The 20,431-nt window shown below is 72.8% G+C and carries 18 protein-coding genes; 13 read left to right on the top strand and 5 right to left on the bottom strand.

What is annotated here, in order from left to right; all coding sequences use genetic code 11:
• The first annotated feature begins 450 nt into the window (after positions 1-450).
• The 9 genes from ACQPZW_RS27770 to ACQPZW_RS27730 all read left to right on the top strand — a co-directional run bounded on the left by ACQPZW_RS27770 (position 451) and on the right by ACQPZW_RS27730 (position 9,879).
• Positions 451-1,422 carry an NAD-dependent epimerase/dehydratase family protein gene (locus ACQPZW_RS27770; protein WP_433788964.1) on the top strand — a complete coding sequence of 324 codons (972 nt, stop codon included), beginning with the start codon at positions 451-453 and terminating at the stop codon, positions 1,420-1,422.
• A 58-nt stretch (positions 1,423-1,480) separates the two neighbouring features.
• Positions 1,481-2,632 (top strand): glycosyltransferase, encoded by a 1,152-nt coding sequence (locus tag ACQPZW_RS27765; RefSeq protein ID WP_433788963.1) that lies wholly within the window; start codon positions 1,481-1,483, stop codon positions 2,630-2,632.
• A 12-nt stretch (positions 2,633-2,644) separates the two neighbouring features.
• Positions 2,645-3,352, top strand: coding sequence for a hypothetical protein (locus ACQPZW_RS27760; RefSeq protein WP_433788962.1), 708 nt, complete (start codon positions 2,645-2,647; stop codon positions 3,350-3,352).
• Complete coding sequence (locus ACQPZW_RS27755; protein WP_433788961.1) at positions 3,349-3,687, top strand: hypothetical protein; 339 nt, start codon at positions 3,349-3,351, stop codon at positions 3,685-3,687. The genes ACQPZW_RS27760 and ACQPZW_RS27755 overlap by 4 nt, the downstream gene beginning before the upstream one ends.
• Positions 3,687-4,772, top strand: coding sequence for a glycosyltransferase family 4 protein (locus ACQPZW_RS27750; RefSeq protein WP_433788960.1), 1,086 nt, complete (start codon positions 3,687-3,689; stop codon positions 4,770-4,772). Before ACQPZW_RS27755 ends, ACQPZW_RS27750 begins: the two co-directional genes overlap by 1 nt.
• Positions 4,769-5,548, top strand: a complete 780-nt coding sequence (locus tag ACQPZW_RS27745) for a hypothetical protein (RefSeq protein ID WP_433788959.1) — start codon at positions 4,769-4,771, stop codon at positions 5,546-5,548. The genes ACQPZW_RS27750 and ACQPZW_RS27745 overlap by 4 nt, the downstream gene beginning before the upstream one ends.
• Before the next feature lie 90 nt (positions 5,549-5,638).
• Positions 5,639-7,120: a M1 family metallopeptidase gene (locus ACQPZW_RS27740; RefSeq protein WP_433788958.1), complete on the top strand. Its 1,482-nt coding sequence runs from the start codon at positions 5,639-5,641 to the stop codon at positions 7,118-7,120.
• Between the two features lie 91 nt (positions 7,121-7,211).
• Positions 7,212-8,624 (top strand): M1 family metallopeptidase, encoded by a 1,413-nt coding sequence (locus tag ACQPZW_RS27735; protein WP_433788957.1) that lies wholly within the window; start codon positions 7,212-7,214, stop codon positions 8,622-8,624.
• A gap of 118 nt (positions 8,625-8,742) precedes the next feature.
• The gene (locus ACQPZW_RS27730) at positions 8,743-9,879 is read left to right on the top strand and encodes a hypothetical protein (RefSeq protein ID WP_433788956.1); all 1,137 of its coding nucleotides are present in this window, start codon (positions 8,743-8,745) and stop codon (positions 9,877-9,879) included.
• A gap of 38 nt (positions 9,880-9,917) precedes the next feature.
• Here ACQPZW_RS27730 and ACQPZW_RS27725 read toward each other — a convergent pair whose 3' ends face one another.
• Positions 9,918-11,531 carry a xylulokinase gene (locus tag ACQPZW_RS27725; protein WP_433788955.1) on the bottom strand — a complete coding sequence of 538 codons (1,614 nt, stop codon included), beginning with the start codon at positions 11,529-11,531 and terminating at the stop codon, positions 9,918-9,920.
• 318 nt (positions 11,532-11,849) lie between these two features.
• Here ACQPZW_RS27725 and ACQPZW_RS27720 point away from each other — a divergent pair, with 318 nt between their 5' ends.
• Both ACQPZW_RS27720 and ACQPZW_RS27715 read left to right on the top strand, forming a co-directional pair.
• The gene (locus ACQPZW_RS27720; protein ID WP_433788954.1) at positions 11,850-13,715 is read left to right on the top strand and encodes a trypsin-like serine protease; all 1,866 of its coding nucleotides are present in this window, start codon (positions 11,850-11,852) and stop codon (positions 13,713-13,715) included.
• Between the two features lie 215 nt (positions 13,716-13,930).
• On the top strand, positions 13,931-14,746 hold the full coding sequence (locus tag ACQPZW_RS27715) for an SAM-dependent methyltransferase (protein ID WP_433788953.1): 816 nt from the start codon (positions 13,931-13,933) through the stop codon (positions 14,744-14,746).
• 18 nt (positions 14,747-14,764) lie between these two features.
• On the opposite strand, the gene ACQPZW_RS27710 is transcribed toward ACQPZW_RS27715, so the two are convergent.
• The 3 genes from ACQPZW_RS27710 to ACQPZW_RS27700 all read right to left on the bottom strand — a co-directional run bounded on the left by ACQPZW_RS27710 (position 14,765) and on the right by ACQPZW_RS27700 (position 16,497).
• Positions 14,765-14,932, bottom strand: coding sequence for a hypothetical protein (locus tag ACQPZW_RS27710; RefSeq protein ID WP_433788952.1), 168 nt, complete (start codon positions 14,930-14,932; stop codon positions 14,765-14,767).
• Positions 14,926-16,098: an FUSC family protein gene (locus tag ACQPZW_RS27705; protein ID WP_433788951.1), complete on the bottom strand. Its 1,173-nt coding sequence runs from the start codon at positions 16,096-16,098 to the stop codon at positions 14,926-14,928. Before ACQPZW_RS27705 ends, ACQPZW_RS27710 begins: the two co-directional genes overlap by 7 nt.
• A 117-nt stretch (positions 16,099-16,215) precedes the next feature.
• Entirely contained in the window at positions 16,216-16,497 is a 282-nt protein-coding gene (locus tag ACQPZW_RS27700) for a chorismate mutase (protein WP_433788950.1), read from the bottom strand.
• 119 nt (positions 16,498-16,616) lie between these two features.
• Between ACQPZW_RS27700 and ACQPZW_RS27695 the strand changes: the two genes are divergently transcribed.
• Together ACQPZW_RS27695 and ACQPZW_RS27690 are read left to right on the top strand one after the other, a co-directional pair.
• Positions 16,617-17,258: a hypothetical protein gene (locus tag ACQPZW_RS27695; protein WP_433788949.1), complete on the top strand. Its 642-nt coding sequence runs from the start codon at positions 16,617-16,619 to the stop codon at positions 17,256-17,258.
• A 93-nt stretch (positions 17,259-17,351) separates the two neighbouring features.
• Positions 17,352-18,506 carry a hypothetical protein gene (locus ACQPZW_RS27690; protein ID WP_433788948.1) on the top strand — a complete coding sequence of 385 codons (1,155 nt, stop codon included), beginning with the start codon at positions 17,352-17,354 and terminating at the stop codon, positions 18,504-18,506.
• A gap of 47 nt (positions 18,507-18,553) precedes the next feature.
• Here ACQPZW_RS27690 and malQ read toward each other — a convergent pair whose 3' ends face one another.
• Positions 18,554-20,401 (bottom strand): 4-alpha-glucanotransferase, encoded by a 1,848-nt coding sequence (gene malQ / locus ACQPZW_RS27685; RefSeq protein ID WP_433788947.1) that lies wholly within the window; start codon positions 20,399-20,401, stop codon positions 18,554-18,556.
• Between the last annotated feature and the right edge of the window lie 30 nt (positions 20,402-20,431).

Below are 20,431 nucleotides of genomic sequence, written 5' to 3'. Positions count from 1 at the left end.
GGAGGCGCGGGGGGTGAGCCGGGCGTGGCGCTCCGGCTGGGAAGCGCGGCGGCTGAGCCGGGCGTGGCGCTCCGGCTGGAAGGCGTGGCAGCTGAGGCTTGCGTGGCGCCCGGGCCGCTAGGCGTGGCAGGTGAGGCCGGCGTGGCGCTGCGGCCGCGAGGCTTGGCGGGTGAGGCCGAGCTGGCGCTCGGGCCGCGAGGTGAGGCCGGCGCGGCGCTTTGACCGCGAGGCGCGGCGGGCCTGGCTGGTGAGGCCGGCGCGGCGGGCGCGGCGGGCGTGGCCGGCGCGGCGGTCTGGCTGCTCGGCGAGACGGGCCGCGGCCGGTTCGCCGGTCGATACTGTCGGAACACCGGACACCCCCAGACTGTGTCGCATCGAGACTGGCACTCCGCGGCCGTTGTGTGACAGGGGCTGACCGTGCCAGTTCGCCGGGGCTAATAGAGTGCGTTCGTGCGCGTTGTGGTCACGGGGGCGGCGGGTTTCATCGGCAGCCACCTCACGCAGGCGGTGGCCGCCGCCGGGCACGAGGTGCTCGCGGTGGACGCACGGTCGCGCGGCGCGTCGCCGGCCAACCTTGCCGAGCTGGCCCGGACGGGCATCACCGTGACCGATTGCGATCTCGTCACCGACGATCTGGCGCCGCTGGCCGACGCCGATGTGGTGCTGCATCTGGCCGGGCGTCCCGGGGTGCGGTCCTCCTTCGGTGAGGGCGAGGCGGAGGCCCGGCGGGACAACGTCGCCGCCACGGCACGCCTGCTCGACGTGTGCGCGGCCCGGGGGCCACGGTTCGTGCTGGCGTCCAGTTCGTCGGTCTACGGTGACGCCGACCGGCCGTGCACGGAGGACGACCCGATCGCGCCGGGTAGCCCGTACGCGAGATCGAAATCGGACGCCGAGACGCTCGTGCAGCGGGCCGCCGACGGTGGTCTCCCGGTCGTCGTGTTGCGCTATTTCTCGGTTTACGGGCCGCGGCAGCGCCCGGACATGGCGTTTCACCGTTTCATCGAGGCGGCTCTGGTCGGCTCGCCGGCCCCGCTCTACGGCGACGGCGGGCAGAGCCGTTCGTTCACGTATGTCGGCGACGTGGTCGAGGCGACGGTCCGGGCGGCGCTGGCGCCGCTGCCGCCGGGCACGGTCCTCAACGTCGGCCATCCGGTCACGGTGCGTGTGCGAGATGCTCTCGATCGCATCGGTACGCTGCTCGGCGCCCCGCCGCCCACGGTGCCCAAGGACCGCGCCCCCGGTGACGTGACCCGCACCTGGGCCGGTACCGCCCGCGCCACCGAGCTGCTGGGATGGACCGCGACGACCGGCCTGGACGAGGGCTTGGCCCGACAGATCGCATGGCACCGGAAAAGGGCGCCGGGAGCGGGCGCCGGGATAGGCGCAGGGCAAGGACGCCGGGATAGGCGCACCGGGTGAGGGCGCCGGGAGGCGCGCGAACGGATGCGGGGCACAGTGAGTAGCCGAGGGGGCTGCAGTGACGAACGGTGAGGGGCACCGGGCGGCCTACGTGGCGTTCGACAGGTTCCCGTCGGCGAAGGGCTCGGCGGTGCACATCCGGCACATGGCGGCGGAGTTGTTCGAGCGCCACGGCGGTGGCCTGCTGTGTGTGCTGGGTGGCGGCGACCTGCCCGCCTACCAGTACGAGAACGGCGTGGAGATCGTCCGTTTCACCGAGGTGGTGCCGAACCTGCTGGATCGCGCGCAGGCGTTCTCCGCGTGGGTCGCCGACCGGCTCGAACCGCACCGGGACACGCTGGAGATCTGTCACGTCCGTGACCCGTGGGGTGCGCTTGCGGCGCTGACCACGGACGCGCGGCTGGTCTACGAGGCCAACGGGCTGCCGTCGGTCGAGTTGCCGTACGCGTGGCCGATGGCCGCCCCGTCGACGCTGGCGAAGATCCGTGAGATCGAGGAGCACTGTCTGCGTCGGGCCGCGGCGGTGGTCGTCCCGTCGTACGTCATCGAGAAGGCCGTGATCGAGCGCGGTGTGACGCCGGACCGCCTGCATCTGATCCCGAACGGTGCCGATCCGGTGGCGGCCGACGTGCCGCGCCCACCCGGCGCGCCCGGCCGTTATGTGTTGTATGTCGGTGCGCTGCAGCCGTGGCAGGGTGTCGACGTGCTGCTGCGGGCCTTCGCCCGGCTGGCTGATCTGACCGATCTGTCGCTCGTGGTGTGCTCGTCGGTGGCGCGGGCGCGGGCGCGTCCGCTGATCCGGCTGGCCGAGCGTCTGGAGATCGCGGTGACCTGGCGTTTCCAGTTGCCGCACGAGGAGGTCGCCGGCTGGCTGGCGCACGCCGAGCTGTCGGTGGCGCCGCTGACCGCCACCGCCCGCAACCTGGAGCAGGGCTGCAGCCCGATCAAGGTGTGGGAGTCGATGGCGGCCGGGACCGCGGTGGTCGCCTCCGACCTGCCGGTGATCCGCGAGGTGCTGGGTGATCTGGGCCGGTTCGTTCCACCGGACCGCCCGGCCGAGTTGGCGCGCGCGATCCGGGTGCTGCTGGAGTACCCCGATCTCTGCCGTGACCTGGGCGAGCGCTCCCGGCGCAGGATCATCGACGGGTTCACGTGGCAGCACGCCCGAACTCGTCTCGGCCAGGTCTATGACCTGGTCGGGGGCCACTGATAGGTTCCGGTCATGTTCTGGCGCAAGCAGAAGGCCGCGATCGCCGGTTTCCATCCGCTGCACCAGGCGCTCATCCACGAGCGCGGTTTCTCCGCGACGCAGCCGGCCGCGGGCTGGGCGGCGCTGGCCGCCAGTCTGCATCAGCACGCCGCCCTGGTCCGCCGCCCGAAGTGGGCCCTGCCGCCGCGGGTGATCGAGGTGCTGGTGCCGCTGATCGCCGAGGTCAGCACCGACCTCGGCCGCAAGGGCGCCCTCACGATCACCGCCGACCTGCGCGGCCACGAGGCGCCCGGCAAGAGCCATCCGCCGCGGGACCTGCCGGTGCGCCCACCGGTCAAGTCGATGACCGACACCTGGAGCATCGACCCGTGGCTGCGGCTGCGCGCCGATCTGCGCGACGGCAGCGTGCTCGAGATCCTCGTCGTCGACCGGGTCCGCACGCGGCGGGTCGTCAAACGCAATCCGCGCGGCAAGACCAAGATCAAACGCAAGACCAAACAGGTGCAGATCATCAAGGTACGCCGGAAGCTGCCCCCGAACGCTCCGGGGAACCGTCCCGCGACCCGGCCGCCGAGCTGGATCCGGACGGTGGTGCGCGACGGCCCGCGCCGCAGCGTGACCGCCGCCGCCAAGGTGTCGCGCCCCCCGCAGAGCCACCACGAGCAGCTCGACTGGATCCTCGCCGTGGCCACCGAACCGTTCCGTTGGAGTGCACGTTGACACCCTGCGCGGTCACCACCGGCTTCTTCACCCTCGGCAAGTGCGGCCGCATGGCGGTGGCCGGCTGCCCCTCCTGCGGGCGCGCGATCTGCGCCGACCACATCGCCGACGGCGGCCTGTGCCCGGAGTGCGCGGCCGCCCGCAACCAGCTGAGCCATCCGGCCGCGGCCGCCGCCCGCCGCCGTCGCGCCTACCGGCAGCGGTCGTCGGAGCAGTATGCCGACGCCGTCTGGTACACGGGTTTCGACACCTACGACCGGGCCGCCTTCGACCCGGGCGCGGGTGCTTCCCAGGACTATCTCGACGACGGCGACGACGCCCTGGTGGACAGCTGATGCGACTGCTCTGGGTGACCGAGAACTATCCACCCAGCCCCGGCGGCATGGCCAACTCGTGCGACCGGATCGTCCGTGGCCTGCGTGCCGCCGGCGTCGGGGTCGACGTGGTGCATCTGAGCCGGCGTACCACCCGTCACCGGGAGGACGGCCTGCAGACGGTGCCGCTCGGCGACGACCCGGAGCACGCCCTGCGCCTGCTGTGGACGACCCTGGAGCCCCGGATCGGCGACTACACGCACGTCGTCGCGTTCGGCGGGACCTACCCGATGCTCGCGGCGCCGGTCTACGCGCGGTGGGGCGGGCTGCCGCTGGTCACCCTGCTGCGCGGCAACGACTTCGACACCGGTGTCTTCTCGCTGCGCCGCCAGCCGGTCGTCCTCGAGGCGCTGCGCACGTCGGCGCACGTGTGTGTCGTCGCCGCCGGAACCGCCGCGCAGGTCACCGCCCTCGCGCCGGCGACACCGGTGACGTGGGTCGCCAACGGCATCGACACGGAGCAGTGGCGGATCCTGCCGTCCGAACAGCACGCCGCCGACGCCTGGCGGGCCGCGAGCGTGACGCCCGGGCACCGCACGATCGGGGTGATCGGGCAGCTCAAGAACAAGAAGGGCGTACGCCTGCTGCTCGATGCCCTGCCGGCCGACCGTTTCCACCTGATCCTGGCCGGCGACCTGGAGCCCGGCATCGGCGAGTGGCTCGCCGCCCATCCGCGGGTCGCGCACACGGTGTGGCCGTTCCGGGACCGCTACCAGTTGCTCTCCGTCTACGCCTCGTGTGATCTGGTCGCGCTGCCGTCGTTCTACGACGGCCTGCCCAACGTCGCTCTGGAGGCGGCCGCCCTCGGTCTCCCGCTGCTCACCTCGGACGCCGGTGGCCTCGCCGACCTGGTCGACGACGAGATCGGCTTCCGCTTCCCGGCCGGTGACCCGCACGCCTGCCGGGCCGCCGTCCACCGGGCCGCGGTCGCCGGCGACGCCGAGCTGGCGGCCCTGGGCGCGGCCGGGGCCCGCCGGGTCCGTGACCGGTTCGGCCTCGCCGGGGAGACCGACGGCTATCTGAAGGTCCTGGAATCCGTGCGGTGATCGCCTGCTACGTGCGGGGCGGCGGGCTCGGGCACCTCACCCGGATCCGGGCCTACCTGCACACGTGCCATCCGGGGGAGACCGCGACGATTCTGACGGCGTCGGCGTTCACCGCGGATCCGCGTGTGGCCGGGCCGCACCGGCTGCTGCCCGTCGAAGCGCTGCCGTCGCTGCGCCCGTCGACGCTGGTGGTGGACGCGTTCCCGGCCGGTCTCGACGGCGAGCTGTCGGCGGCGTCGGTGCCGCCCGGCGCCCGGACGATCCACCTGGCCCGGCTGCTGCGCTGGGACGCCTACCGGCGGTTGCTGCCCGCCGACCCGATCGTCTTCGACGAGACATGGCTGCTGGAGGGGCTCACGGCCGAGCACCGCGCGAGCCTCGGCCCGGCCGCGCCGCTCACCCTCGGCGATCCACCGAGTGCGGCACCGCGCGGCGTGAGCGAGGGCTCCTGGCTGGTCGTGCACTCCGGCGCCTGGCCGGAGATCCAGGAGCTCCTCGGGTACGCCCGTGACTGCGCCGCCGCCGAGGGAGTCCGTCCCCGGCTGGTGCTGGTCAGTCCCCGCCGTCCCGGCGAGCTTCCGGCGGACGTCGAGCACGTCGACGCGTACCCCGCGTGGCCGCTCTTCGCTGCCGCGGCCCGGGTGGTCACCGCGGCCGGCTTCAACGCCGTCCGCCAGATGAGCCGGTGGCGCGCGAAGCACCTGATGCTGCCGTTCCCGCGTCGCTTCGACGACCAGTTCGCCCGGGCCGCCGCGGCCCGTGCATCCGGTTCGTAGGGTAGTTCCCGGGTATCGCCCAGATTCGGCCGTAATCCCTGCTTATCGTAGGGTTGTCGGTGCCCTGGTCGGCCGTGAAGGGGAACTCAGTTGCTCCGCAGAATCGTCACGGCGGGTGTTCTCGCCGCCGTCCTCGGCATCCCGTCCGTCGTTCAGGCCGGACCCCCGCCCGGCAGTCCCGGCGCCGGTGACGTCTACTACCCCGACTACGGCAACGGGGGCTACGACGTCGCGCACTACGACATCCGTCTGCGCTACCGCCCGAAGAGCGACCGCCTGACCGGCACCACGACGATCCTGGCGTCGGCCACCCAGGACCTGTCCCGGTTCAACCTCGACTTCGCGCTGGCCACCAAGTCGGTACGGGTCAACAACCGGCCCGCCCGGTTCGCCCGCAAACGCGCCCACGAGCTGGTCGTCACCCCGGCGCGACCGCTCGTGAGCGGTGAGCCGATGACGATCGTCGTCGAGTACGACGACGTCCCGTCGAAGGTGGCCGCGGACGGCAAGACGTCGTGGAACCGGACCCCAGACGGTGCGCTGGCCGTCAACGAGCCGGAGATCGCCTGGTGGTGGTACCCGAGCAACGACCACCCGACCGACAAGGCGAGCTTCGACGTGTCGGTGCTGGTGCCGGACGGGGTGGAGGTGATCTCCAACGGCACGCCGACCGAGTGGGCCACCCGGGCGGTCGACGGCTGGTCGCGCTACTCGTGGCGGCAGGACAAGCCGCAGGCCGGCTACCTGGCGTTCCTCGCGATCGGTGACTTCGACGTCAGCCTGGACACCTCCGCCGACGGCAGCCCGATCGTCACGGCGTACAGCACCCGGCTCGACGCGGCGACGGCCGCGGCGGCGAAGGCGAGCGTGGAGCGGTCCGACGAGATCACCGACTGGCTGGCGGAGCGCTTCGGTCCCTACCCGTTCAGCGCGCGCGGCGGCGTGGTCACCGGCGTCGACGATCAGCCCTTCGCCCTGGAGAACCAGACCCGGCCGGTGTACGACGGAGGCTTCTTCGAGTCGGGTGCCAACGTCTCCGTGGTCGTCCACGAGCTGGCGCACCAGTGGTTCGGCGACTCCGTGTCGGTGGCGCAGTGGAAGGACATCTGGCTCAACGAGGGCTTCGCGACGTACGCCGAGTGGCTCTGGTCGGAGGATCAGGGCGAGGGCACCGCCGCCGAGATCGCCCGGTACGTCCATTCGACGGCGCATCCGGCGGACGACTCGTTCTGGCAGACGCCGCCGGGCGACCCGGGCGCGGCGGACCTGTTCGACAGCGCCGTCTACGACCGTGGCGCGCTCACCCTGCACCACCTGCGAGAGCTCGTCGGGGACAAGCACTTCTTCGCGATCCTGAAGGCCTGGACCGACGCCGAGAAGTACGGCACCGCGACGACGGCCGAGTTCCAGGCGCTGGCCGAGCGGATCTCCGGCGTCGACCTGGACGAGTTCCTGAAGAAGTGGCTGTACACGCCGGGCCGCCCCGAGGTGCCCGCGCGCACCCCGGCCACCGCCCCGGCGAAGCCGAAGTCCTGGTCGGGGCTCGCTCAGCGCGCCGAGACCCGGGGCTGACCTCCACAAGCGACCCGGTGAGTTAATAGATTCTTTTAGATGTATTGGTAGGTTTCTCCGCGATCGGACCATCCCGTGAAGGGAGACACCCTTGCTCCGCAGAACCGTCACCGTGACGGCGGCTGTCCTGGCCGCCGTCCTCGGCGTCCCGACCGGCTCCCAGGCCGCACCCGCGCCCGGCAGCCCCGGCGCCGGCGACGTCTACTACCCCGAATACGGCAACGGGGGCTACGACGTCGCGCACTACGACATACGCCTGCGCTACTACCCGGACACCGACCGGCTCACCGGCACCACGACGATCCTGGCGTCGGCCACCCAGGACCTGTCCAGATTCAACCTCGACTTCGCGCTGGCCACCAAGTCGGTGCGGGTCAACAACCGGGCCGCAGGGTTCGCCCGGCAGAGCGACCACGAGCTGGTCGTCACCCCGGCCCGCGCGATCGCGAAGGGCGCCCCGCTGACGATCGTCGTCGAGTACGACGACATCCCGTCGAACGTCGTCGCCGCCGGTCTCACCTCGTGGAACCGCACCCCCGACGGCGCGCTGGCCGTCAACGAGCCGGAGATCGCCTGGTGGTGGTACCCGAGCAACGACCACCCCACCGACAAGGCCAGTTTCGACGTGTCGGTGCTGGTGCCGGACGGCGTGGAGGTGATCTCCAACGGCGCCCCGACCCGCTGGGCGGCGCCCGTGTTCGACGGCTGGAGCCGCTGGTCGTGGCGGCAGGACAAGCCGCAGGCCACCTACCTGACCTTCCTCGCGATCGGTGACTTCGACACCTATCAGGACACCTCCGCCGACGGCAGCCCGATCGTCACGGCGTACAACACCCGCCTGGACGCGGTGACGGCCGCCGCGGCGAAGTCCAGCGTCGAGCGGTCCGACGAGATCACCGACTGGCTGGCGGGGCACTTCGGCCCCTACCCGTTCGGCGCGCGCGGCGGCGTGGTCACCGGCGCCGGAGATCAGGGCTTCGCCCTGGAGACCCAGACCCGGCCGGTGTACGACGGACGCTCGTTCATCCGGGGCTCGAACAACTCGCTCGTCGTCCACGAACTGGCACATCAGTGGTTCGGCGACTCCGTCTCGGTCGGCCAGTGGAAGGACATCTGGCTCAACGAGGGCTTCGCGTCGTACGCCCAGTGGCTCTGGTCGGAGGATCAGGGTGAGGGGACCGCCGCCGAGATCGCTGACTACGTCTACTCGACGGTGTATCCGGCGGACAGCGAGTTCTGGCAGGTGCTGCCGGGCGACCCGGGCCCCACGCGGCTGTTCGACGGCGCCGTCTACGACCGGGGCGCGCTCACCCTGCACCACCTGCGTGAGCTGGTCGGCGACGAGGACTTCTTCGCGATCCTGAAGGCCTGGACCGAGGCGAAGAAGCACAGCGCCGGCACGACGCCCGAGTTCCAGGCGCTGGCCGAGCGGATCTCCGGTGTCGACCTGGACGCCTTCCTGCAGGAGTGGCTCTACACCCCGGCCGTCCCGACCTCGGTGTGAGCACCCTGGCCGTCCCGGCGCAGCCGAAGTCGTGGCCGCAGATCGTGGCCGCCCACCACTGACGGAATCTGCCGGAAGTGCCGGCCCGCGCCGGTCAGCGATGCCTAATTTGAGGGCTATGCGGAAATTGATCGCGCTGACCTTCGTCCCGGCTCTGGCGGCCGCCGTGATCCTCACCGGAACGGCGGCCGCCGGCGACGGCGGGCGGACCCCGGCGCCCGCCGCGTCCCCGCCCCTGGGCGACGACTACTACACCGACCGGGAGATGGAGCGCGGTCTGCCCCGCCTGGCGCAGATGCCGGAGGGCTACACCCAGCTCAGCGACGAGGAGGACGGCTACGTCGGGCTGCTCGACACCGACTCCTGCTACGCCGAGCCGCACAACGAGCTGAGCGGCTTCGTGCCGATCACCTCGGTACGCCGGGCCTTCCGGAACGAGGACGGCAGCACCATCGCGATCCAACTGCTCGCCGTCGGGCACGACGACGTCACCGACTGGGTCGCCGAAACCGCCGCGCCGCCCACCGAATGCCCGGTCGTCAAGGAGAACGGTGCCACCGCCGTCACCAACACGCGATTGCCGCTGCCCGACCTCGGTCACGAGGCCGCCGGCCTGATCCGGGTGTTCGGCGCCGAGTCGAACACACCGAACCGGCGGCACTCGGCGGCGATGGCCTGGGGGCCGGTCGTCCTGACCGTCGAGGAGACCCGGACCGACGAGCACCGGCAGGAGCGGTTCGTCGACATCGTCGCGATCGCGGCCAGGCAGGTGGACAGGATCACCGACGGCCCCTCGATCGAGGAGCTCCGGCTCGGGCTGATCGGTGTCGCCGACCTGCCGGCCGGGCACCGGCTCGTCTCCGACGACACGATCGAGACCGCGCAGGTGTTCACCGTCCCGAAGTGTGACGGCACGACCGAGTCGTTCGGCGACGGCAGGCTCGCGGTACGGCGTACCTTCGCCCGCGGCGACGGCGACGCCACGATCGAGGTGATCGTCGGGCCCACCGAGCTGTCCGGCGTCTTCGCCCGCGCGCTCGGCCGGTGCCCGGACACCACCGACCTGCAGACGCCGGCGACCGACCTCACCGCCGACGGTGTCGTCTACCCGGGTCCGCCCCGCCGGGCACGGGCGGTCGTCGCCTACCACGGTGTGGCGTCGGACGTGCGGGTGACGCTCTCCGGCGACGTCTCCGAAGCCGAGGTCCAGAAGATCGTCGAGGCCGCCATGGTCGGCATCCTCAAGGTCGTCTGACGGCGGGCGGCCCTCCCGGTGAGGGCCACCCGCTCCGATCAGCTGTGCTCGACCGCGGCCGCCTCGACCGGGAGCGCCGCCACGTACCGCTGCATGAACGCGTTGAAACCGGCCACGTCCTCCGGGTCCGGCGCTGCCGTGTCCAGTTGCGCGCCCGCGAACACCGACGTGTCCAGGAAGTCGGCGAGGCTCTGCCCCGGCTGCCGCGCCGTCACGAACCCGGCCAGCACCGCGATGCCCCACGCCCCACCCTCGGCGGCCAGGTTGCCGACCGACACCGGCGTGTTGATCGCCGCGGCCAGCAGCTTCTGCGCCACGCCCTCGGTCTTGAACAGCCCGCCGTGCGCGAACATGCTGTCCAGCTGCACCGACTCGGCCTTCTGCAGCACGTCCATGCCGATTCGCAGCGTGGCCAGCGCCGAGTACAGCTGGGTGCGCATGAAGCTGCCGAGCGTGAGCGCGCTGCCCGGCTCCCGCAGGAACAGCGGCCGCCCCTCGTGCAGCTTCGTGATCGGCTCCCCGGACAGGTAGTTGAACGCCATCAGCCCGCCACCGTCCGCGGCGCCGGTCAGCGCCGACTTGAACAGCGTCTCGAAGATCTGGCCACTGGAGGCCGAAGCGCCCAGCGCCGTCGCGAACTCGGCGAACAGACCGGCCCAGGAGTTCAGCTCGCTGGCACCGTTGTTGCAGTGCACCATCGCCACCAGGTCACCGGCCGGCGTCGTCACCAGGTCGATCTCGGGGTGCATCCGGCTCAGCGGCCCGTCCAGCACGATCATCGCGAAGATGCTGGTCCCGGCGCTGATGTTGCCGGTACGGCGGGCGATCGAGTTGGTCGCCACCATGCCCGTGCCGGCGTCGCCCTCCGGCGGGCACAGCGTCGCACCCGGCTGCAGCGTGCCGCTCGGGTCGAGCAGCCGCGCGCCCGACTCGGTCAGCGTCCCGGCCGCCTCACCCGCGGGCAGCACCGCCGGCAGCAGGTCGGCCAGCTTCACCGGCACCCGCCCGGCGGCCAGCTCGTCGAACTGGTCCAGCATCCGCGCGTCGTACCCACCGGTCGTCACGTCGATCGGGAACATGCCGCTCGCGTCGCCGACACCCAGCACCTGACGGCCGCTGAGCCTCCAGTGCACGTATCCGGCGAGCGTCGTGAGGTGGGCGAGCCGGCCCAGGTGCTCCTCGCCGTCGAGGACGGCCTGGTAGAGGTGGGCGATACTCCAGCGGTGCGGGATGTTGTAGCCGAACAGCTCGCTGAGCTGCTCCGACGCGTCGCCGGTGTTGGTGTTGCGCCACGTCCGGAACGGCGTGAGCAGCTCACCCTCGCCGTCGAACGCCAGGTAGCCGTGCATCATCGCCGAGACGCCGAGCGCCCCCACCGACCGCAGGTCGGTTCCATACCGATTGCGGACATCCTCCGCCAGGGCGGCGAAACAGCCCTGCAGGCCCTCCCACACCGCTTCGAGAGAGTAGGTCCAGGTCCGGTCGACGAACTGGTTCTCCCAGTCGTGGCTGCCGACCGCGATCGCCGCATGATCCGGTCCGGTCAGCACGGCCTTGATCCGCGTCGACCCCAACTCGATCCCGAGAGCCGTCCGCCCCTCGTCGATCGCTGCGCGCACCTCGGCCGACGGCCGTGCATCCGTATCAGTCATGGTCATGTCATACCGCACGCCATCAGGTGGAACGTGACCGGCCCGGCACATACATGAAACACCGCATCACCTTTTGCAGCGCTGCAGAGACGGGCGCGGCCCGCGGCCCTGCACCATCCCCGGTGTGGTGGGGCCGGTGACGGCCGTGTGCCCTGGCCGGACAGCCGTGGGAACCGACCGTTCCCGGCACCTCCGAGTCGTTACATTAATTCGGCGTGGTCGATGGGTTCGGGCCCTCCGAAGGCCGAAACCACGACTAGGGTGGTCGCGGGATTCCACTCAGGGGAGACACGGGAGGCCTTGACGATGGACAGGACGATGGTTGCTGCCCGCAGCCGGGCGAGACGGGCCGTACGCCCCATCGGGCTGGCCGCCGCACTGGCCGGCCTGACCCTGGCCGCGGGGGTGGGCTCCGCTCCGGCCTCGGGCGTCACCGGCGGCACGCCGGCCGACGGGTACGCGTTCGCGGCGCACATCCAGGTCGGCGACCTGGTACGCGGATGCTCCGGCGCCCTGATCGACCCGGAGTGGGTCGCCACCAGCGCCGCCTGCTTCGCCGGTGCCGGCGGTGCGCCCACCCAGGTGACCACGGTCACCGTCGGGCGGGCTGACCTGCGCGCGACCGGCGGCCAGGAGCGCCGGGTCGTCGACGTGGTGCTGCACCCGGACCGCGAGCTGGCCCTGGCCAAGCTCTCCGCCCCGGTCATCGACGTCGCGCCGGTTCCGATCGCCGCCGTCGCCCCGGCCGCCGGGGAGTCGCTGCAGGTCCTGGGGTACGGCCGTACCGCCACCACCTGGGTGCCGGGCCGCCTGCACCGTGGCGACCTGATCGTCCAGGCCGTCGGCGGCACCTCGATCGACCTCGCCCCCGCCGCGGGCGCGTCGGCCGGAATCTGCAAGGGCGACGCGGGCGGACCGGCACTGCGGCCGCGCGGCGCCGGATTCGAGCTCGTCGGCGTGCACGCCGCCTCCGGTCAGGCCGGCTGCCTCGCGGCGCCGGCCGGCGCGACCGCCACGGCGACCGACACCCGGCTCGACGACATCGCGGCCTGGGTCCGTCAGACCGTCCGCGGCGGCACGTTCGTGCGCCTCCCCACGAGCGCGGCGGTCCTCGACACCCGCGGCTCGATCGGCGGCGCACCGGGCGTCAAGGCCGCCGGCACCACCACGTCGTTCCAGGTCGCCGGCGTCGGCGGGGTGCCCGCCACCGGTGTGTCCGCGGTCCTGGTGGACGTCACCGCGGTGACCACGACCGCCGGGGGATACCTGACCGTGTTCCCCGAGGGCGCCACCCGGCCGGTGGCGCTGTCGACGCTGAACGTGACCGCCGACCAGATCCTGTCGAACAGTGCCGTGGTGACGATGCCGGCCAGCGGCAAGCTCTCCGTCTTCAACAGCGGCGGCGGCGTGCACATCGTCGTCGACGTGCACGGCTACTACACCCGTGCCGGCACCTCCGGCGGCGGCTACGTGCCGGTCACGCCGACCCGGCTGGTGGACACCCGCAGCGGGCTCGGCGGTGGCGGCACGACGACGATCCCGAGCGGCGGCAGCCGGACATTCCCGTTCACCGGCGGGGTGATCCCGGCCGGAGCGTCCGCCGCCTTCGTCGACCTGATCGCCACCGGCGCCACCGCACAGGGCTGGATCGGCACGTTCGCGACCGGCGGCGCCAGCCGCAGTGTCATGGACTACGTTCCGGGCACCACCTCGCACGGCGTGGCGGTGCGGCTCGGCACGGACGGGCGGGCCACGTTCACCAACAACAGCGGCTCACCGATCCACCTGGTGATGTCGGCGACCGGCTACTTCACCGGCACCCCGGCCACCGGCGCCGGCCTGCGCACCCTGGCGGCGCGGCGGGTGGTGGACACCCGCAGCAACCCCGCGCCGATTCCGGCGAACGGCACCGTCGACATCGCCACCGGCCTACCGCCCGGCGCCACCGCCGTGGTCAACCTCATCGTGGTGGACAACACGGCCGGCGGTTACCTGCGCGCCTGGCCGGTCGGCGGCACCGAGCCGACCACGTCGTGGTCCAACTACCCGCCCCTCGCCGATCTGGCCCGCGGCGGCCTGGCCAACGTTCCGGTCGGCACGGACGGCAAGATCCGCGTCCGCAACGTCAGCACGGGCACCACCAACCTGGTGGTGGACCTGCAGGCCTGGTACGCGAGCTCCTGACCGGGTGGCGGCCGCGCGTGACGGCGCGCGGCCGCCCTGCCCGCCCCGCCTTGCCCCGCCCCGCCCCGCCCCGGTCCGGTCCGCCCTGCCCTGCCCTGCCCCGGCGGGCGGGGCGGATCTGCGGCGCGAGCGTTGGGCCGCGGCGTGAGTGGCCCGGCGGGCGCATGTGGACACTGCGATAGCGCGGAATCGATCATCGGTGTTAGATAGCGGGCGTGGATGACAGGACCGCCGCCGCCCGGGGCATCGACCCCACCCAGCCGCACCCGGCCCGGCGCTACAACTACTGGCTCGGCGGGAAGGACAACTTCGCCGCCGACCGGGCCTCCGGTGACGAGTTGCAGCGGCACTTCCCGAAGGTGCGCGACGGCGCGCTGGCCAACCGGGCGCTGCTGCAGCGGGCCACCCGGTTCCTCGCCGAGGAGGCCGGCATCCGGCAGTTCCTCGACATCGGCACCGGGCTGCCGACCGCCGACAACACCCATGAGGTGGCGCAGCGGCACGCCCGGGAGAGCCGGATCGTCTATGTCGACAACGATCCGCTGGTCATGGTGCACGCCCGTGCCCTGCTCAACAGCAGCCCGGAGGGGCGGACGGCGTACATCGAGGCCGATCTGAACGACCCGGAGGCGATCCTCGCCCACCCGGTGCTGCACGAGACCCTCGACCTGAAGCAGCCGGTCGGCCTGATGCTGATCGCGGTCCTGCACTTCATCCACGGGCACGGCGCCGCCCGGCCGATCGTCGGCAGGCTGCTCGACGCCCTGCCGTCCGGCAGCTACCTGGTCGCCACGCACGCCACCTCCGACTTCGGCACGCCGGAGCAGCAGGCCTTCTACCAGCAGTTGATCGAGCAGGGCCGGTCGGACGTGTGGACGCGCCCGCGGGACGAGTTCGCCGCCCTCTTCGACAGCCTGGAGCTGGTCGAGCCGGGGGTCGTCCCGGCCAGCGAGTGGCGCCCCGACCCGGGCGCGGTGATCCCCGACCGGTCCGACATCAACATCTGGACCGCCGTGGGCCGCAAGCCCTGACGAGCAGCCGCACGCCGGTCAGCGGCTGAGGGCCTTCTCCCAGATCAGGCGGACCGCGGGGAGCACCTCGGAGACGGCCGGGATGCTCGGGCCCGGCTCGCGGACGCCGACGGTCAGGGCAGGGGCGGAGCGTTCCAGCGATCCGGCCATCCGGTCGATGTCGGTGATGATCGAACCGGTCAGCACCAGCACACCGGTGTCGTCGACCTCGGTACGGACCTTGCGCAGCGTACGGTGCCGCTGCGCCCGCAACCCGTCGAGCAGCTCGTGCAGGTTGCCGGTGTCGGCCCGGGTGTCGGCGTGCCGGTCGGCGACGAGGGCGGCGTGCGCCGTGAACGCGTCCGCGGCGGCGGCCAGCACGTGACCGATCTCCCCGGGCACGCCGGGGAGCCGGGCGTCGCGGCGGCGTCGAACATCGACCGGGCCACCGAGTTGACCTGGTGGACGCCGTGTTCGAGGGCGCGCAGCGTCTGGTCCAGCGGGGTCACCCGGGTCATCGGGGTGGTCAGCGACCACCGGGCCTGCCGGGCCAGCTCGTCGACGGCGGCGACCGCGTCGGCCAGGTCCTCGTCGAGCTCGCGGGAGCGGGCCAGCCATGCGGCGGCCTGATCACGGTCGTAGCCGTCGCGGACGCCCGCGCCGAGGCGGGTGAGGAGGGCGGCGATCTCGGTCGACAGGTGCGCCAGCTTCCACCGGGCCCGCTCCAGCGGGGTCATGCCGCTGACCAGCGGTGACACGATCATCCCGACGACGATGCCGAGGACGGTGGCGGCGACCCGCTGCCAGACGAAGGACTCGGTGACGGCGGCGCCGCCGACCAGGATGCCCAGCGACGTCAGCGGCACGGTGGCCGAGGTGTCGCCCAGCCGCAGCAGCCGGCCCAGTGCCAGGCCGGCGCCGGCGATCAGCGCGATGCCCCACTCGTCGATGCCGAACGCGCCCCACACGACCACCGCCACGGCGATCCCGGCGAGGGTGCCGACCAGCCGTTGCGCCCCCTCGCGGATCGAGGCGTGCGAGCTCATCTGCACCGACAGCGTCGCGGAGATCGCCGCGGTGACCGGGCCGACCAGGTGCAGGGTGTCGGCCGCCGTCCAGGCGATCCCGGCGGCCGCCGCGGTGACCAGCACCGACCGGGCGGTGTCGGGCTCGACCCGGTCACGGCACCGCCGGGCCAGCCGCCGCAACGGACCCGGCAGGTAGGGGACGGCCCGGGCGATCAGCGCGCGCCCGGTGAGCTCGACGGCCGGTTTGACCTTGCGCCGCAGCAGGGTCGCGACGACGGCGCAGAGCGTCAGGCCGACAGCGACGATCGTGATCGGATCAGTGGACGACAGGAACGACTGAAGCAACGAAACAGCTTTCTTTCTCGCGTACGGATGTCCGACACGAAAACTATCGGCGGCCTCGCCTGACGAATCGCCAAAATAGGGCAAATGTGATCACCGTCGCCCTCGTCCGAGTGGCCGTCAGCGGGTCTGCCGGTGCTCGCCCAGCTCCAACTCGATGAAGGCGCCGATCATCGCCCGGTAGACGCGCTCCACCACGTCCGGCGAGGCGTCCCGCTCGGTGGCCAGGGCGCGGACCCGGTCGATCACCTGCTCGACGCGAGCGGGAGCACGGACCCCCTGCTCGTCCTTCTTGAAGGTGGCCGCCGATCGGACCAGCCGCTCGCGCTGCGCGAGCAGATCGACGACCTGGGCGTCGAGGGCGTCGATCTGGCGGCGGACGTCGTCCAGGGAGGCTGTCATCGGCCCATGGTGTCAGGGCGCCGGGACCGGGTGTGGCCGGGCACCGCAGTGGGCAGTGATCGGGAATGCTGAGCAGAACGATACGGATTGCGTCGAGTGCCGGACTCCTGAGCCTGTCGATGACGGCGTGTACCGCCGCCGACCCGGCCGTGAGCACGAGCCCGGCAGCGCAGACGAGCCCGGCCGCCGCCGAGGCGAGCACGCGGGCCGCGGCCGCCGACGGGATCCCGGCCGGCTCCCTGCTGCAGCCCGCCGACGTCGGCGGGGCCGAGGCGGCGAAGCTGGAGCAGGGCTCGTACGCGCATCTGCGCCCGCTGCGGCCCTGCGGTGAGGAGCGCTATCCCAGCGACGCCTCCCGGACCGATGCCGTGGCGGTGCAGTTTCCGGTCCCCGGCGAGCAGCAGGGCAGCACGCCGAGCGTCGTGGTGCAGTTCGTCGGTCGGCACGAGCCCGGGGGAGCAGCCGAGCAGTTCCGTGACATCGGCGCGGCGCTGAAGCGCTGCCCCGGCGGTCTCGGCGAGGGCGAGCGCAAGTGGGAGGTCATCGAGTCGGACGGCGATGCGATGCTGGTCAGAATCGGTCAGAGGTTCGCCTATGCCGACGAGGAGCCGGCGACCGTCAACCACTATGCGGCGCTGTCCCGGGTGAACGACGCCGTCGTCATGGTCGCCGACCTGGGCTGGGAGAACTCCGACGGCTCGGAGAAGCTGGTCCGTGACCTGATCGCGAAGGCCGAGCAGCGGGCCGCGACCCTCTCCTGACCGTTCCGCGCCGCCGATCCCGGGCCCGGCCCGACCCTGACCCCGATCCTGGCCCCGGCCGGTCGGCGGCGCCCGATATGCGATGATCGATGCGTGCTCAGCTCGCGACCGATTCTGCTCACGGCCGTCGCGTCCGGCTCGGCCGCCGTGCTGGGGGCGATGTTCGGGGCGGACCAGTTCGCGGCCCAGGCGGGAGTGCTGGCCCTGGGCTCTCTCGGGGTCCTCGTCGCCGCGCGCCAGGAGGTCGTCCGCCGGGTGCGATGGTCGCTGCTCGCGGGCGTCGCCGTCCTTGCGGTCGCCGTCGCGGTTCCGGACATCTTCACCCCACCGGTCACCGGCCCGCAGTACCTCGTCCCCGCGACCGCCGGCACGGACACCTTCGTGCACGACGTCGTCGCCGGCGAGTGGCTGACGATGCTCGCGGTCCTGCTGGCGTGCGCGGCGTTCGTCCAGGCGGTGAGAGCCGCGACCGTGGCGCAGCCGGCGATAGCGGGGCCCGCGGATATGGAGCCGGCGGTCGAGAAGCCCACGGCGGTGGAGTCGGCGGTCGAGGAGCCCACGGCGGTGGAGTCGGCGGTCGAGGAGCCCACGGCGCCGGATCCGATGATCGCGGGGCCCGCGGCGCCCGAGCCGGCGGTCGCGGGTTCCACGGCGACGGATGAGGGGGTGACGTCGCCGCCCGCTCACCGGCGAGCGAAACCGGCGATCGCCGCCGCCGCGGTCGGTTCGGTGCTGATCGTCGTCGCCGTAGCCGACCTGGGAGTGGTCGCGGCCGGGCAGAGACCTGTCGGGCCGGCGGGTGACTTGATCGCCACGGTGGCGTTCCCGCTGGCGGTGGCGCTGGTGGCGATCGTGTCGGCGGTATGGGCCGCCTACCGAGTCGCCGGCGGCACGGTCACCGCGGGCGGCGCGGTCACCGCGGGCGGCGCGGTCACCGCCGGCGGCACGGTCATCCCCGGCGGCCCGGTCGCCGCCGGTGGGCTGGTCGCCGCCGGTGGGCTGGTCGCCGCCGGAGGGCTGTCTCTCGCGGTGGCGGCACTGGGCGTGGTGTACCTGGGTGTGCTGTCCGCCCCGCTGCCCTACGGCTACGCGCGCCGGCTGATCTTCGATGCGGCGGTCGTCCGTACCGGATGGGGTGATCTTGATCCGCTCGCCGCGCTGACGCTCACCGGCTGTCTCGCCGGTGCGGCCGGCGTCGTCCTCGGGTGTCTACGCGGACTGACCACACCCCTGACGGAGGCGCCTTGACGGACGCCCCGCCCGCGCCCTGAGGGAGGCGCGGGCGGAGGACGACGTCAGGACGGGCGGTCGGCGAGGGTCGCGAGGACGTCACGGGCCAGCGGCGCCGCCAGCAACTCCTCGACCGGTGCGGGCAGGGCGATCCGCCAGTTCGGGTACTCGTCGACGGTGCCGGGCATGTTGGGGCGCTCGCTGACCCCGGCCGCGTCGTCGAGGGTGGCGACGACCACCCGGGACGGGCTGGCCGCCAGCTCCCGGTATTCGGCGAGGACGACATCGTGCACCCGGTCGGCGCCGAGTTCCCCGGCCGGGTCGACGCCGGCCTGCTCGCACAGCTCCCGCCGGACGCCGGCGATGAAGGCCGGGTCGTAGGACTTGCCGATCCGGTCCATGTCGGCCTCGTCGGAGCCGGTCAGGATGCCGGCGATGGTGGCCTGGTCGTGGGTGCTCGCGGCGCCCATCGAGCCGGCCGGGTTGAACCGGGACAGCCGGCCCATCTCGGTGCGGTAGCCGAGCATCCCGATCGCGGCCATCGTCTCCCGGACCTCGGGCGCCACGGTGCCGATGTCCTCGCCGACGATCCACGCCCCGGCCCGGCACGCCTCGATACGCAGGACGGCGAGCAGCGCGTCGACCGGGTACCGCACGTACGCCCCGTCGGCGACGTCGCCGTCGACCGGCACCCAGAACAGCTGCCACAGCTGCATGACGTGGTCGATGCGCAGCGCGCCGGCGTGCCGCAGCCCGGACCGGATCAGCGCGGTGAACGGCGCGAACCCGGCCGCAGCGAGCAGGAAGGGGTCGAACGGCGGCAGCGCCCAGCGCTGACCCTCGCGGTTCCACGGGTCGGCCGGGCAGCCCACCTCGAAGTCGAAGGCGAGCAGATCCTGGTGCTGCCACGCGTCGGCGGACCCGAAGTCGAACCCGACGGCCACGTCCACGCAGACGGTGACGCCGCTGTGGCAGGCGACGGCGAACTGCCGGTCGGCGACCCACTGGCACCACATGTGGAAGCGGATCCGGTCGGCGTGCGCGGGGGTGAACGCGGCGACGGCCGCGGTCTGTGGGTGCCGGTACCGCTCCGGCCACTTGCGCCAGTCGCCGCCGTACAGCTCGGCCAGCACCGACCAGGTGGCGAAGGCGATCAGGTCGGCGCCGCGCTCGTCGGCCCAGGCCTGGAACTCGGCCGGCTCGTCGCGGCGGGTCACCGCCCACACCCGTTCCAGCGCCGCGGTCTTGATCTTCGTGACGGCGTCGCGGTCGATGTGCCGCCGCGCGTTGAGCGCCCGCCCGGCGGCGGCCAGGTCGGACAGGTCGGCACGTTCCGCACCGGGGGCGTCGCCGGGCGCCACGTGCAGGACGTTCAGCCACTGCCGGCTGGCCGGGCTGTAGGGCGAGTTCATCGCCGGGATGACCGGGGCCATCGCGTGGACCGGGCTGACCATCAGCACACCGGCCTTGCGGGCGGCCGCCGACCGGGCGATCAGCGCCAGGTCGCGGAAGTCGCCGATGCCCCACGAGTCGCGGCTGCGGGCGGCGTAGAGCTGGACGGCGAGCCCACCGGCGCACGGCGGCTGCGGCAGCTGCTCGGGCGCGGCCAGGAGCAGGCGGGTCGATCCGTCGTCGCCGGTCAGCCGGTGGTAGCCGGGCCGGTCGACGTAGCCGTCGGCGCGGACCGTGCCGCCGTCCTCCAGCTCGATCGTGCCGTACAGCCGGGGATGCCACCGGCCGGGTGTCGCGATGACGACGTCGGCGCCGGCCGCGCCGGGCCGGAACCGCGCGGCGAGCGTCTCGCCGGTCCGGGCCGCGACCCCGCGGACGATGCCGAAGGCATCGGTCCAGCGCGGGACGACCCCCAGCGCGGCGTGGTCGCTGTCGGTGCGGGCGTGCGGCGTCAGGGTCATACCTGAACAGTCCCGGCACGGCGGTGCGCG

The sequence above is a fragment of the Actinoplanes sp. CA-252034 genome, from assembly GCF_050956125.1.
Lineage (GTDB): Bacteria > Actinomycetota > Actinomycetes > Mycobacteriales > Micromonosporaceae > Actinoplanes.
This window is presented reverse-complemented; position numbering and strand designations above follow the sequence as displayed.

Excerpts from the sequence above, each read along its gene's own strand:
- ACQPZW_RS27730 (WP_433788956.1), top strand. The coding sequence starts at position 8,743 with ATGCGGAAATTGATCGCGCTGACCTTCGTCCCGGCTCTGGCGGCCGCC.
- ACQPZW_RS27720 (WP_433788954.1), top strand. The coding sequence starts at position 11,850 with ATGGTTGCTGCCCGCAGCCGGGCGAGACGGGCCGTACGCCCCATCGGG.
- ACQPZW_RS27750 (WP_433788960.1), top strand. The coding sequence starts at position 3,687 with ATGCGACTGCTCTGGGTGACCGAGAACTATCCACCCAGCCCCGGCGGC.
- ACQPZW_RS27760 (WP_433788962.1), top strand. The coding sequence starts at position 2,645 with ATGTTCTGGCGCAAGCAGAAGGCCGCGATCGCCGGTTTCCATCCGCTG.
- ACQPZW_RS27700 (WP_433788950.1), bottom strand. The coding sequence starts at position 16,497 with ATGACAGCCTCCCTGGACGACGTCCGCCGCCAGATCGACGCCCTCGAC.
- malQ (WP_433788947.1), bottom strand. The coding sequence starts at position 20,401 with ATGACCCTGACGCCGCACGCCCGCACCGACAGCGACCACGCCGCGCTG.
- ACQPZW_RS27725 (WP_433788955.1), bottom strand. The coding sequence starts at position 11,531 with ATGACTGATACGGATGCACGGCCGTCGGCCGAGGTGCGCGCAGCGATC.
- ACQPZW_RS27695 (WP_433788949.1), top strand. The coding sequence starts at position 16,617 with ATGACGGCGTGTACCGCCGCCGACCCGGCCGTGAGCACGAGCCCGGCA.